Origin of the sequence: Mycobacterium sp. SVM_VP21 (assembly GCA_024758765.1) — a bacterium.
Lineage (GTDB): Bacteria > Actinomycetota > Actinomycetes > Mycobacteriales > Mycobacteriaceae > Mycobacterium > Mycobacterium heraklionense_C.
In genome coordinates this window covers 2,192,721-2,206,297 of sequence record CP101406.1, presented here as the reverse complement: position 1 = coordinate 2,206,297, position 13,577 = coordinate 2,192,721, and the positions used below count along the sequence as shown (strand labels likewise).

At 65.4% G+C, this 13,577-nt stretch carries 10 protein-coding genes and 1 pseudogene; 6 read left to right on the top strand and 5 right to left on the bottom strand.

The window, feature by feature from the left end:
- The first annotated feature begins 72 nt into the window (after positions 1-72).
- The 3 genes from NM962_10130 to NM962_10120 are packed head-to-tail and all read left to right on the top strand — an operon-like array spanning position 73 to position 3,244.
- Positions 73-1,035: an alpha/beta hydrolase gene (locus NM962_10130; GenBank protein ID UVO14652.1), complete on the top strand. Its 963-nt coding sequence runs from the start codon at positions 73-75 to the stop codon at positions 1,033-1,035.
- Positions 1,032-2,228, top strand: a complete 1,197-nt coding sequence (locus NM962_10125; protein UVO14316.1) for an LLM class flavin-dependent oxidoreductase — start codon at positions 1,032-1,034, stop codon at positions 2,226-2,228. The genes NM962_10130 and NM962_10125 overlap by 4 nt, the downstream gene beginning before the upstream one ends.
- Positions 2,228-3,244 carry a zinc-binding dehydrogenase gene (locus NM962_10120; GenBank protein ID UVO14315.1) on the top strand — a complete coding sequence of 339 codons (1,017 nt, stop codon included), beginning with the start codon at positions 2,228-2,230 and terminating at the stop codon, positions 3,242-3,244. The genes NM962_10125 and NM962_10120 overlap by 1 nt, the downstream gene beginning before the upstream one ends.
- On the opposite strand, the gene NM962_10115 is transcribed toward NM962_10120, so the two are convergent.
- Positions 3,234-4,115 carry a hypothetical protein gene (locus NM962_10115; GenBank protein ID UVO14314.1) on the bottom strand — a complete coding sequence of 294 codons (882 nt, stop codon included), beginning with the start codon at positions 4,113-4,115 and terminating at the stop codon, positions 3,234-3,236. The two genes, NM962_10120 and NM962_10115, sit on opposite strands and share 11 nt — an antisense overlap.
- 65 nt (positions 4,116-4,180) lie before the next feature.
- On the opposite strand from NM962_10115, the gene NM962_10110 reads away from it, so the two are divergent.
- Positions 4,181-4,924 carry an SIMPL domain-containing protein gene (locus NM962_10110; GenBank protein UVO14313.1) on the top strand — a complete coding sequence of 248 codons (744 nt, stop codon included), beginning with the start codon at positions 4,181-4,183 and terminating at the stop codon, positions 4,922-4,924.
- A 742-nt stretch (positions 4,925-5,666) separates the two neighbouring features.
- Here NM962_10110 and NM962_10105 read toward each other — a convergent pair.
- Both NM962_10105 and NM962_10100 read right to left on the bottom strand, forming a co-directional pair.
- Positions 5,667-6,569 carry an integrase core domain-containing protein gene (locus NM962_10105; protein ID UVO14312.1) on the bottom strand — a complete coding sequence of 301 codons (903 nt, stop codon included), beginning with the start codon at positions 6,567-6,569 and terminating at the stop codon, positions 5,667-5,669.
- A 35-nt stretch (positions 6,570-6,604) separates the two neighbouring features.
- The gene (locus tag NM962_10100) at positions 6,605-6,949 is read right to left on the bottom strand and encodes a transposase (GenBank protein ID UVO14311.1); all 345 of its coding nucleotides are present in this window, start codon (positions 6,947-6,949) and stop codon (positions 6,605-6,607) included.
- 91 nt (positions 6,950-7,040) lie between these two features.
- Here NM962_10100 and NM962_10095 point away from each other — a divergent pair.
- A pseudogene (locus tag NM962_10095) lies at positions 7,041-8,562 on the top strand (HNH endonuclease).
- Between the two features lie 187 nt (positions 8,563-8,749).
- Positions 8,750-11,605 carry an MMPL family transporter gene (locus tag NM962_10090; GenBank protein ID UVO14310.1) on the top strand — a complete coding sequence of 952 codons (2,856 nt, stop codon included), beginning with the start codon at positions 8,750-8,752 and terminating at the stop codon, positions 11,603-11,605.
- A 141-nt stretch (positions 11,606-11,746) separates the two neighbouring features.
- On the opposite strand, the gene gjpA is transcribed toward NM962_10090, so the two are convergent.
- On the bottom strand, positions 11,747-12,514 hold the full coding sequence (gene gjpA / locus NM962_10085; protein ID UVO14309.1) for an outer membrane porin GjpA: 768 nt from the start codon (positions 12,512-12,514) through the stop codon (positions 11,747-11,749).
- Between the two features lie 245 nt (positions 12,515-12,759).
- A complete protein-coding gene (locus NM962_10080) occupies positions 12,760-13,572 on the bottom strand; it encodes a class I SAM-dependent methyltransferase (protein ID UVO14308.1) in 813 nt (270 codons plus the stop codon).
- Between the last annotated feature and the right edge of the window lie 5 nt (positions 13,573-13,577).

Sequence of the window (13,577 nt, the reverse complement as noted above, 5' to 3'; positions counted from 1 at the left end):
CTGCCTGGCCGGACTCGGGAACCCTGTTCGATAGCGGCCCGGTTGTGCTTTGGTGTGACGGTGGCGCCCGCAATCGAACGAGCAACTCAACGATTCGTCGACACCAACGGCGTGACCCTGCGGGTCACCGAGGCGGGCGAGCGCGGTGCGCCGGTGGTGTTGCTGGCGCACGGATTCCCAGAATTGGCCTTCTCGTGGCGCTATCAGATCCCGGCACTGGCCGACGCGGGATTCCACGTACTGGCACCCGATCAGCGCGGATACGGCGGCTCGTCGCGACCCGACGAGATCGCCGCCTACGACATCCACGCGCTGACCGGGGACCTGGTCGGCCTGCTCGACGACGTCGGAGCCGACCGTGCCGTCTGGATCGGCCACGACTGGGGGGCGCCGGTGGTGTGGAACGCCGCCCTGCTGCACCCCGACCGGGTGGCCGCGGTCGCGTCACTGAGCGTGCCCCCGACACCGCGGCCCCAGCAGCAGCCGACCCAGGCGTGGCGGCAGCTGTTCGGCGACAACTTCTTCTACATCCTCTACTTCCAGCAGCCCGGCGTCGCCGACGCCGAACTCGACGCAGACCCGGCCCGCACCATGCGCCGCATGCTGGGCAGCCTGAGCCCCACCGACAAGGCCGCGGCGCTGCGGATGGTGGCCCCCGGAGCGGAGGGCTTCATCGATCGGCTGGCCGAGCCCGACCGGCTGCCGGGCTGGATCAGCCAAGCAGAGGTGGACCACTACATCGACACCTTCACCCGGACCGGTTTCACCGGGGGACTGAACTGGTATCGCAATTTCGACCGCAACTGGGAGACCACCGCGCACCTGGCCGGGGCCACCACCGATGTCCCGGCGTTGTTCATCGCCGGAACCGCCGACCCGGTGCTGTCGTTCACCCGCCGCGACCGGGCCACCGAGGTGGCCACCGGACCCTACCGCGAAGTGCTCATCGAAGGAGCCGGCCATTGGCTGCAACAGGAACGCCCCGACGAGGTGAACGCGGAACTGCTGGAGTTCCTGGCGGGCCTACCGGCATGACGACGCGGCCTCCGCTGCGGTTCGGGGTTTTTATCACCCCGTTTCACGCGCTGGGTCAATCACCCACCGTCGCACTGGAATACGACCTGGAGCGGGTCGTCGCGCTGGATCGGCTCGGGTTCGACGAGGCCTGGTTCGGCGAACATCACTCCGGCGGGTATGAGCTGATCGCCTGCCCCGAGGTGTTCATCGCGGCGGCCGCCGAGCGCACCAAGCACATCCGGCTGGGCACCGGGGTGGTCTCACTGTCCTATCACCACCCGCTGATGGTGGCCGATCGCTGGGTGCTGCTGGATCATCTGACCCGGGGCCGGGTGATGTTCGGCGCGGGGCCGGGCGCACTGCCCACCGACGCCCACATGATGGGCATCGACCCGGTCGAGCAGCGCCGGATGATGCAGGAGTCCCTGGAGGCAATTCTGGCGTTGTTCCGGGCCGAGCCGGGCGAACTGGTCACCCGGTACTCGGACTGGTTCACCCTGCGCGACGCGGCGTTGCACATCCGCCCCTACACCTGGCCGTACCCGGAGATCTCCACGGCGGCGATGGTTTCCCCGTCCGGCCCGCGACTGGCCGGCACGCTGGGCACCTCGCTGCTGTCGCTGTCGATGTCGGTGCCGGGTGGCTTCGCGGCACTGGAGAACACCTGGCAGGTGGTTCGCGATCAGGCCGCCAAAGCCGGGCGTAACGAACCGGACCGCAACGACTGGCGGGTGTTGAGCATCATGCACGTCGCCGACACCCGCGAGCAGGCGGTGGCCGACTGCACCTACGGTCTGCAGGATTTCGCAAACTACTTCGGCGCGGCCGGATTCGTCCCGCTGGCCAGCGAGGTCGAAGGTTCACCGCAGACGCCGACCGAGTTCGTCGAGGCCTACGCCGCGGCCGGAAGCTGCTGCATCGGCACCCCCGACGACGCGATCGAACACATCACCGATCTGCTGGAGCGCTCCGGCGGATTCGGCACCCTGCTGTTCCTGGGACACGACTGGGCGTCACCGGAGGCCACCTATCACAGTTACGAACTGTTGGCCCGCAAGGTGATTCCACACTTCAAAGGCCAACTCGCCGCACCCAAGGCCTCACACGAATGGGCCAGGGGCATGCGTGACACGCTGTTCGGCCGGGCCGGTGAGGCGATCAAGAACGCCGTCGTCGAGCACGTCACCGAGTCGGGCGGTGGGGCGCGTTGATGCGCGCCGCGGTGCTGCGCGACGGGCGGATGATCTACCGCGACGACGTGCCGGAGCCGACGCCCGGGCCGGGCCAGGTGCTGGTCGAGGTGACGGCCTGCGGCATCTGCGGATCCGATCTGCACTTCGCCGCGCACGGCGACCAGGTACTGGCCGCGACGCGGGCCATGTCCGGCAGTCCCTCCTCCGAGGCGTCGGTCGACCTGTCCGCCGACATCTTCATGGGCCACGAGTTCAGTGCGCGGGTATTGGAGGCCGGCCGCGACACCGACACCTTTGCACCTGGAACGCCGGTCACGTCGATTCCGGTGCTGTTGGCCGCCAAAGGTATTGAGCCGATCGTCTACTCCAACACCACGGTGGGCGGCTACGCCGAGAAGATGCTGCTGTCGGCTCCACTGTTGTTGGCCATCCCCAACGGCCTGGACCACCGGCACGCCGCACTGACCGAACCGATGGCGGTCGGGCTGCACGCGGTGAACAAGTCCGGTATCGCGCCCGGCGAGACCGCGCTGGTACTGGGCTGCGGCCCGATCGGGATGGCGATCATCGCCGCGCTGCGGAACCACGGGGTGGAAGACATTGTGGCCGCGGACTATTCACATGCCCGGCGCGAGCTGGCGACGGTAATGGGCGCGCATCGGACACTCGATCCGGCGCAGGGGTCGCCGTTCGACACCGTCAAGCCGAAGGTGATCTTCGAGGCGGTCGGCGTGCCGGGCGTCATCGACGACGTGCTGCGGCGCGCGCCGGTAGGCGTCCGACTGGTGGTCGCGGGGGTGTGCATGGAACCCGACACCGTGCACCCCTTCTACGGAATCGCCAAGGAGATCAGCATGCAGTTCGTCTTCGCCTACGAACCGGCGGAGTTCGCCGCCTCGCTGCGGGCCATCGCCGAGGGACAGATCGACGTGGCGCCCTTGATCACCGGCGAGGTGGGACTCGACGGCGTGGCTGCGGCGTTCGACGACCTGGCCGACCCCGACCGACACTGCAAGATCCTGGTTACCCCGTAGCCGACGCTCCCAGCCACGCCTTCGGGAAGCCACCGGCGTCAACCAGCTGCTTCGACCACCCGCCCACCAGTTCCACCAATTCACCCATATCGTCACCGAGGCGGGCCACGATCCCGGCACATGCCGCATCGGTTGACGTCTCGACCGCCTCGCGCGCGGCGCGCCCGGCATCGCTGAGCACTCCGTCACGCGCCAGCCCGCGCTCGGCCAGCCGCTCCTCGCCCCCGGTCAAGTCGTCATCGCTCCACGCCCTGGACCGGACATACGTGCGCGGCGGAAATCCGCGATAAAGCTCGGTGACCAGGCCGATCTCGACGGCATCGAATCCGGCTGCAACCCAGGCGTTCACGTGCGCGTCGCCACGGAACTCGCGGAGTTGGTCAGCTAATAGCCAGGCATCGGTCAGCGGCTCGCCGACCAGCCCGTCGGCAACCAGCCCGGCGAACAGCGGCTTGCCCGCCATCGACAGACCGTCGGTTGCGCGACGCAGCAACTCCACCGCGCGCTCGATGCCGTCGGGAGCGGCGCCCAGGACCCTGCGCAGCTGGCCCACCGAGCCCTCGGTGCGCGCCGCGCGGATAGTCGGTGCGTCGGTCAGCTTCCAGCCGTAGCCGACGGCGGGAACGACCACCGCCGGATTGAACACCCCGAACGTCGCGGCGATCACCTCGCCGGGCGCCTGCCCCAACGCAGAGCCGCGGCTGCAGAAGTACGCCGGCCCGTCCGGCATTTCGACCCCATCGGTTGTCGCGGGGCTGGTACCGAAACCGAGGGCCGCGTAACCGCGATGACATTCCGGGGAGAAGTACACCTGGCCGGCGAACGGCTCGATGGCGCTGGACAGTGCTCGCGACGGCGCGGTGGTGGTCATCGCCTCAGTCTGCCGCACGGGTCTTTTTCGCCGGTGCGTGCATCGACTCCGATAGGGTGCCACTCATGCCGACACACAGTGCCCGGATGGTTCTCCGCTGGTCGATGACGCTGGCGCTGGCCGGCGTGGCCGCCCTCGCCATGGCCGGCTGCGATGCCGCGCCAGGCGGCGGAACGGACATCCCGCGTCAGGTGACCGTCGTGGGCACCGGCGAGGTCCAGGGGGTTCCGGACACGCTGACCACCGAGGCGGGCATCGAGTTCGTCGCCGGAGACGTCACCAGCGCGATGAACCAGACCAGCGAGCGTCAGCAGGCGGTGATCGACGCACTGGTGGATGCCGGCGTGGACCGCAAGGACATCAGCACCACCCAGGTCAGCCTGCAGCCGCAGTACGGCAATGCCGATGCCAGCGGGTCGGCGAACATCACCGGCTACCGGGCCGGCAACACCATCCGGGTCAAGGTCGAGCGCGATTCGGCCTCCCAGGTGCTGGCGGTGATCGTGCGAGCCGGCGGGGACGCCACCCGGATCAACGGGGTGAGCTACTCCATCGAGGACGATTCGGCCCTGGTGCGTGGCGCTCGGGAGCGGGCCTTCAACGACGCCAAGGACCGTGCCGAGCAGTACGCGCAGCTGTCGGGCCTGCGGCTCGGCCAGGTGATCTCGATCTCCGAGATCGCCGGCGGAACGCCGCCGCCGATGCCGGTGGGGATGCCGATGCCCCGCGCGATGGCCGCCGCTCCCCCGGTCGAGCCCGGTCAGCAGACCGTGAGCTTCACCGTGACGGCGGTGTGGGAGCTGAGCTAGACCTTTCGCCCACCTCGTGTGCGGAACCATCCAGATGGCCGCCGCGTACAGGTAGCATCCGTCGGATGCACAGGCTGGTATTGACGTGAAGAACCCCGTGTCCCTCGGGATTACAGCGCTCGGGGCGCTTGCCATGTGGTCGCAGCATTCTTGCCGTATGTCGAATCGGGGCGACTCCTCCCCATCGAGGGCAACACGCTGATTCAATCCGCCAATGGCTGGCGTTTGATCATCTCCGCCGCCGCCGCGTCTACCGTGCAGACAGCGGTACTAAGAGCGACCGGATCTGGGCGCGGATAATGCCGTTCCTGGGCGCCGCGTACCTGGTGCATCTCTGGGCCAACAAGGATGGGCGCACCGTGTATCCGATAGGGGTTGACGGAACGGACGCACCCGGCAGAGTGGCCAGCTTGGGAATCGGGTTCTACCTGGGCCGCGGTCGGCCTCGTCCTGGCGGTGGCCGGAACAACACTCTTATGGGACGCAATCAAAGCGCCAGCCAGGGATGAGCAAGGCGACGAGAACGACGAACCCTCTCCACATCCCGCTAGCAAGACCACACTCAGAGATCTGATTCCGCGCGACAAGGGGACCGCCGACGGCTAGTGACCGAAAGCCACGCCGGCCTTCTTGTCGCTAGTTGCCCGTATGCGCACATTGTTGATGGGTCAACGCGTGAGCGTCCGATGCCCTGAGAGATGACACGATTCCTGTCGGCCTGTCGGCCCCGAAGTGTCTTGAGTCAAGTAGATGGCAGGTTTTGGTTGTCTAGGTAGGCCTGCTTGGGGGTTCGGTCGTTGAGGGCTTGGTGTGGCCGGATGGTGTTGTAGATGATGCGGAAGCGGTGAGCTTCCATGTCGAGTGCGTCGCCGTCCCCGATGTAGCCGCGGAAGAGGTGCTCGTATTTCAGGGTCCCGAAGAAGCGCTCGATGACACCGTTGGTCTGCGGTGCTTTGATTCGGGTGCGGATGTGGCGCAGTAGTGGATCGTGCCCGGTGAAGAGGCTTTGGAAGTCTTTGCCGCGGTAACAGGGCCCGTTGTCGGAGACGACGGCGATGGGGGCGGGCATGTAGCCGATGACGTGCTCCTGGGTGTCGAGGACCTCCATCTGCCCGCGATCTAGCCGCAGGTCGGCCAGGTTCAGCACGCGGGCGGCTTCCTCGACCGCGAGTCGGATGCAGTGCACGGCGTCGACGCCGCGACCGGTGGGGGTGACGGTGATCGCCAGGCAGTACTTGGAGACGTAATCGATCACGGCGCTGATCCGCCAGATCCCCCCGTGGGCTGTTTCGAACTCGGAGAAGTCGGTCTGCCAGACCCGGTTGCGCTCGGTCGGCGGATCGTGAAACACCTGTCGACGCAACGCGGCCCATGATTTACGGTCGGCTCGGAAGCCTTGAGGCAGCAGCAGGCCGCGGCGCCGTAGCGCGCGTTGGACCGAGGAATTGGTGACCTCGTGGCCATCGGCACGCATCAAGGCTGCGATCTTGCGGTAGCCCCAGGCTGGCCAGGCTTCGGCGTATTTGGCGGCCAGGGCCTCAATACGGTCGACTTGAGGCGCCGGCCAGGGGCCTTTGGGTGGGTTACCGGCGCGCGCCCGAGCCAGGCGGCGGCGGTAGGTCCGCTCCGGGATGCCGGCGAGCAAGGCGAACCTCGAAACCGGCAGTTGAGCTGCCTCTCTTAGGGCTTCGAGGTCCTGGCAGGGACCTGATTGATCAGCGCGGCGCCGCGCTGCCAGATCCGCAACTGCACCGTCGCTTCAGCCAGCGCGAGCTTGAGCTGTTCGTTTTCCAACTGCAGCCGCCGCTGCTCAGGAGCGCCTTTGGCCCCGGCCGAGCCGCTGGGCACTTCCTGAAGTCGCTCAGCGCCAGCGGCGAGGAACTGATGCTTCCACTTCGTCATCGTCACCGTCGTGACACCGCAACGGCGCGCCGCTTCAGCACAGGTCATCTCCCCAGCCAACACAGCAAGGACCAAGCGGGCCTTCTCCTCGGCAGCGACCTTCGTCCGTCGCGATCGAGCCATCTCCACAACCTTCCAGCCATGGCCGCAGTTATCCACAACGTGCGACCCTGCCAAATAGTTTGAGTCAGTGGAGCACGCTATAATCGAACGTATGTTCGATCAGTCGCGGGTTCCGTCTCCGGAGTCGATCGCGCGGCTTAGTGAGCGGTTTGAGCGGCGGTATCCCTCGCATACGCCGGAGTCGGCTGCATTGGTGGATCGGATCTGCGCGTCGGCGCGCGCGGAGAATCGGGCCGCAGCCGCGCAACTGGTGGCGATCGGCGAGTTGTTCGCGCTGCGATTGGGCCGGTGCAGCGAAACCGAGGAGTGGGCGGTCGATACCGAGGCGGCGGTGGCTGCGGAGGTGGCGGCGGCATTGCGGATCAGCCAAGGGCTGGCGGGCAGTCGACTGCGGTATGCCCGGGCGATGCGTGAGCAGTTGCCGCAGGTGGCGGAGGTTTTCAAGGCCGGCGATATCGATATCCGACTGTTTCAGACGATGGTGTATCGCACAGATCTGATTGCTGATCGTGAGGTGTTGGCGCTGGTCGATGGCCGGTTGGCGGCGCAGGTGGTGAGGTGGCCGTCGCTGACCAGGAGTCGGTTGGCCGGCAAGGTCGACAAGATCGTGGCCAAAGCCGACGCCGATGCGGTGCGCCGCCGCAAAGAGCGCCAAGCGGAGCGGAAGATCGGGTTTCAGGACCAAGAGGGCGGGCTCTCGGAGGTTTACGGCAGCTTGTTCACCCCTGATGCCCGTGCCCTGGACAAGGCGCTGGATGCGTTGGCCGCCACGGTCTGTGAACACGATCCACGCACTCGCGGCCAGCGGCGTGCCGATGCGATGGGGGCGTTGGCGGCGCGGGCGGATCGGCTGGGGTGTCGCTGCGGGCGGCCGGATTGCGCCGCCGGGGGGGCGGGCGGCGGCCGGTCCGGTGGTGCTTCATGTGATCGCCGCGCAGGCCACCCTCGATGGGACCGGTGATGAGCCGGGCTCGTTGGTCGAAGCCGATGGATTGATCCCGCCGGAGTTGATCGCCGAGCTCGCCCGATCGGCCCGGTTGGTGTCGTTGGTGCATCCCGCCGACGCCCCGCCGGAGCCGGGGTATGTGCCTTCGAAGGCGTTGGCTGATTTTGTGCGGTGCCGGGATCTGACGTGTCGCTGGCCGGGTTGTGATCGTCCGGCGGTTGACTGCGATCTGGACCATACGATTGCCTACGGTGACGGTGGGTCCACGCATGCGTCGAACCTCAAATGCTATTGCCGCACACATCATTTGGTGAAAACCTTCTGGGGCTGGCGGGATCAGCAGTTGCCCGATGGGACGGTGATCTTGACCTCGCCGGCGGGGCAGACCTACGTCACCACTCCGGGCAGTTCACTGCTTTTCCCGCGCTTGTGCGCACCCACCGGGGAACTGCCGCCACCGCTGCGACGCGACGACGACCGGTGTGGCGATCGCACCGCGATGATGCCCCGCCGCCGACGAACCCGCGCCCAACACCGCGCAACGCGCATCGCCACCGAACGCAACCAAAACCACAAAGCCCGCCAAGCCCGACGCGCTGTGTTCGACGCCATCTGGTTCCCGAAAGTAGCCCCCGGCATCGACCCCGACGACCCACCGCCCTTCTAGCGGAACTCAGCCCTGACAGACCCGCGGGCCCGCCGCTACGAATTCGGGCTGCGAGCGTGGGAACTTTCCACGTACGTCGTCCGACCCATTAGGCGATGACTTGCCCCAGCGCTGCAGGACGCGTCGACCCCCGGGATCATGAACCAGGTCACCGATCAGTGGTGCCCACTTGAAGCTCCCGCCATCAATGCCAGCCTCTGCTGGTCCTCATGTCACATCGCCGGCATCGACCCCGCCTTCCAATGCCGAACGCTCCAGCGTCGCCACATGGATTCAGCGGCTCGCCGTACCGATCATCCTGGGTTGGATCGCAGTCGTCGCCGTCCTAAGCACCGCGGTGCCGCCACTGGAGATCGTCGGCCAGATGCGGTCGGTACCCATGAGCCCCGACTTCGCACTATCGGTCACCGCGATGAAACGCGTTGGACAGGTTTTTGGCGAGTACACGTCTGACAGCTCGGCGATGGTTCTTCTGGAGGGCGATCAACCACTCGGCGATGATGCGCACCGCTATTACGATGCCCTCGTCGACAGGCTCCACGCCGATGCCGCTCATGTTGAGCACGTCCAGGATTTCTGGGGTGATCCACTGACCGCGGCCGGCGCGCAGAGCAACGACGGCAGAGCGGCGTACGTGCAGGTCTACCTGTCTGGAAATCAGGGCGAGACACTGGCAAACGAGTCGCTCGAGGCGATCCGCAAACTCGTCGCCGAAGTCGACGGCCCGCCCGGAGTGAAGGCGCATGTCACCGGCCCGGCAGCTCTGGCCGCCGACGAGCAAGTAGCCGGTGACCACAGTGCGCAAGTCATCGTGGGTCTCACCTTCTTGGTCATTACCGCGATGATTCTGTTGGTGTACCGGTCAATAGGCACCGGGCTGATTGTCTTGGGGTTGGTGTTTCTGGCGCTGTCCGCGGCTCGTGGTGCTGTGGCCTCGCTGGCCTACTTCAATCTCATCGGTCTGACGACCTTCGCAACGAACCTGCTCGTCACGTTGGCGATCGCTGCCGCGACCGACTATGCGATAGTTCTGGTCGGCCGCTACCAAGAGGCCAGGGCCGCCGGAGAAGACCCTGAGCGGGCCTACCACACGATGTTCCGCGGCACGGCACACGTGATCCTGGCGTCCGGCTCCACAATCGCGGGTGCAACGTTCTGCCTGCACTTCACCCGGCTCCCCTACTTTCAGACGCTCGGCATTCCCTTGGCAGTCGGAATGGTGATCGCCATGCTCGTGGCTTTGACGTTGGGGCCGGCCATCATCACCGTTGCGAGCCGGCGGGGGCTCCTAGAACCCAAGCGCACGATGCGAATCCGAGGATGGCGCAAGATCGGTGCGGCCATTGTCCGGTGGCCGGCTCCGGTCTTGGCAGCCAGTACCGCACTGACGCTGGTCGGTCTGCTGGCGTTGGCCGGCTACCGAACCAGCTATAACGAGCGCCGATACCTGCCGTCGGACCTGCCCTCGACCGCCGGGTACGCCGCGGCGGAAAGACACTTCTCCACCGCGCGCATGAGTCCCGAGGTGTTGCTTGTCGAAGCCACTCGCGATCTGCGTAATCCAGCGGACTTCCTGGTGATCGACAAGATCGCCAAGCGAGTCGTAGGTCAGCCGGGCGTCAGTAGGGTTCAAACGATCACCAGACCCGACGGCACTCCGCTGAAGTTCAGCACGCTGCCGGCTCAGCTCAGTCTGCAAGCCAACCTGCAATTGCTGAACCAAGGCTACCTGCAAGATCGCATGCGGGATTTTCAGTCCAGCGCCCAAGGACTGCAGAGCACCGTCGACGCCATGGAGCAGATGCAGCTGCTGATGACCGAGATGAGCGCGACGACCCACTCCATGGTCCGCAAGACACATCAAATAGCCTCTGACACCGCGGAACTGCGGAATCACCTCGCCGACTTCGACGATTTCATACGACCACTGCGCAGCTATCTGTACTTGGAGCCGCATTGTTACGACATTCCGGCATGCTGGTCGATGCGGTCCGTTTTCGATGCTCTCGACGGCGCCGACAAGCTGAGCGACGACATCGACCACGTCGTCCCCGACCTTGATCGACTCGATGCACTGGTGCCGGAACTGCTCCGGCAGCTGCCTGCTCAAATCGATGCGCTGACGTCGACCAAGAACACCATGCTCACCATCTATTCCACCCAGAACGGCCTGCTGGAGCAGACCGCGGTGATACAGGACAACCAAGCCGCCTTGGGCGCGGCATTCAACGACTCCAAGAACGACGACACTTTCTACCTGCCACCGGAGGTATTCGACAACGAAGACTTCAAGCGGGGGCTGAAAACCTTTCTGTCGCCTGACGGCCACGCCGTCCGGTTCATCGTCAGCCACGACGGCGATCCCCTGACACCCGAGGGAATCGAACACGTCGGTGCAATCAAACACGCCACCAAAGAGGCGATGAAGGGCACTCCGCTCGAAGGTTCGAAGATCTTCGTAGGCGGCACCGCATCGGTCTTCAAGGACATGCAGGACGGCAACAACTATGACCTGTTGGCAGTAGGAATCGCCGCACTGTGCCTGATCTTCATCATCATGCTGATCATCACACGCAGTGCAATAGCCGCCACGGTGATCGTCGGCACCGTGGCGGTATCGCTGGGGGCATCTTTCGGCCTATCGATCCTGCTGTGGCAACACATGATCGGCCTGGAGTTGCACTTCATGGTGATGGCCATGTCGCTGATCATCCTGCTGGCGGTCGGGTCCGACTACAACCTGCTGCTCGTGGCCAGGTTCAAAGAGGAGATCCGGGCCGGCGTCAACACCGGCATCATCCGGGCAATGGGCGGCACGGGTTCGGTGGTGACCTCGGCCGGGTTGGTGTTCGCCCTGACGATGATGTCCATGGCTGTCAGCGAGTTGAGGGTGGTGGCGCAGATTGGAACCACCATCGCACTGGGACTGCTGTTCGACACACTCGTTATCCGGTCGTTTGTGATGCCCTCCATCGCCGCGCTGCTCGGCAAGTGGTTCTGGTGGCCACAAGTGGTTCGGACGCGTCCGACCCCGGCTCGCTAGCCGGTTCCGAAACCGGTTGATCTGGAACAACACTCAAGACCGACGGTGTCGATCGGGAGCTGACCATCATCGGTAGCGACGAAGCGGGCGGCCCGACGTGAGTCGGGACGCCCGCTTCCCGCATTGCACTGCGGTTCGGCGTCAGTCCGTCCCGGCCGCAAACATATCCACGAGATTGACCAGCGAAGCGATGAGACCGACACCCTCGCCCGGCGCCGAGTAGGGCATGCCCATCCCCTCCATCTGCAGGTCGAGACCAAGCGAGTTGTACAGCGAACCGCCGACGTTGCCGGCATCTGTCTCTCCGGGCGTGAGAAGACCGCCAAAGGCGAAGCTGGCACCGAGAACCGCGTTGCCCTCTGGAACCTGCAGGAGTTCATTCAACATGGGCACCAACGCATCCAGGTTCAAGGTGGCACCGTTGAAGAACGATCCGACGACGTTGGCAGGTGCTGCCAGCAGTTCTTGCAGTACCGCCTCGAAGTCTCCGCCACCGATGCTGTCGATGATCGACCCGATGCTGTTGATCAGCTCTACTCCGGGGCTGACCAGCGGGCCGATCAGCCCCATCAGAACGCCAGAAAGTGGCGATGACAACAACGTCAGCATGGTGGCTGCCGGCTCGACCGGATCGATCTGCGGGATCCCCATTCCGAAGTCCATTCCCGCCAAATACTGAAGGCCCCACAGGTGGTTCCAGTCGAGTGTCTGCGCCGCCAACTCGGTGCCCTCGGGCGTTGCCACGTCCACACCGACGAACGTCGCCGCCGCGAACTGGCCCTCTAGGGTGGTGGCAAACCCGGCGAGCGAGTCTTTGATTGCGTCAAAGACCTGCGACCCGTTAGCCACGGTCGTGTTGAAGACATCCACCCAGGGACCGAACGGGTCGATCGACGCGGTGAGCTGCACCTCCGGCACCGTTGCGGTGGCAGGCAGCGTTGGGAGAGCGGGGCTTACTGCGACCATTCCGGCAACAACCAAGGCAGTCCCAGCGGCCATGAAGCCCCGGCTGCTGAGTTGTGCTGCGCTGACCTGTGAGTGGCGTAACTGTGTCATGCCCAATAAGTCGAGCGGGCATGAAAAAAGTTCCAGACTTCAGCAAGAATGTTTTGAAGCCGCCCGGATCATGTGGCCGTGATTACACCCCCGACCGGTCAGCCGAATTCGACGAGGTTGGTCGGCGCCCGGAATCGCCTCAGGCTATTGGACCGGTAGACCAGCGAAAGAGCCCTGCCGAGCACCTTGCCTCGCCCAGGCGGTACGCCCAGCTCAGAGACGGCACGAACGCCGGGCACCGCACGCAGCTCGTCGTAGTCCTTCGCCGTGAACCAGAACGGCATGGGCGGCGCGGTGTAGTTGTCGCTCAACTTGATACCGTGTCGCGAGCGTGAGTAGGCACTCAACAACCTCGGGACGCTGTCGAAGATCATCCGGCCGCCGGGAAACCGCTCCGCGCAGGCGGCGAGAAGAGCGAACACCGCTTCGCGATCCAGATACTGCAGCAACCCCTCGGCAGTGATCAACACCCCAGCGGAGTCGTCGACCTCGTCCATCCACGAGTAGTCGAGTGCCGACTGGGCACAGTACCGCAGCCGATCGGATACCGGCAGTGACCGCTGACGCAGTGCAACGATGGGTTCCAAATCCACCGAAAGCCAACTCAACTGGCCGTTGTCGACCCGCCAGAAGCTGGTCTGCAAACCCTCGGCAAGAGCGACCACGGTCGCGCGCGGATGCTCCGCCAAGTACTCCCGGGTGGCCTGGTCGAACACCAGAGCCCGCATCGCAGTGGCCTGGTGCGTCCTGCCGAAGTCGGCGTAATCGTAATCAAGGCTATCGAGCAACTCGATCGCCATCGGGTCATCGATCACCCCGTCCGGCCGCTTCGCCTCGGCGGCCCGCTGATACAACGTGAGTAACGCGGTCTCCGAGATCCCATCGAGATGACGCGCGTCAATGACTGGCACACCTT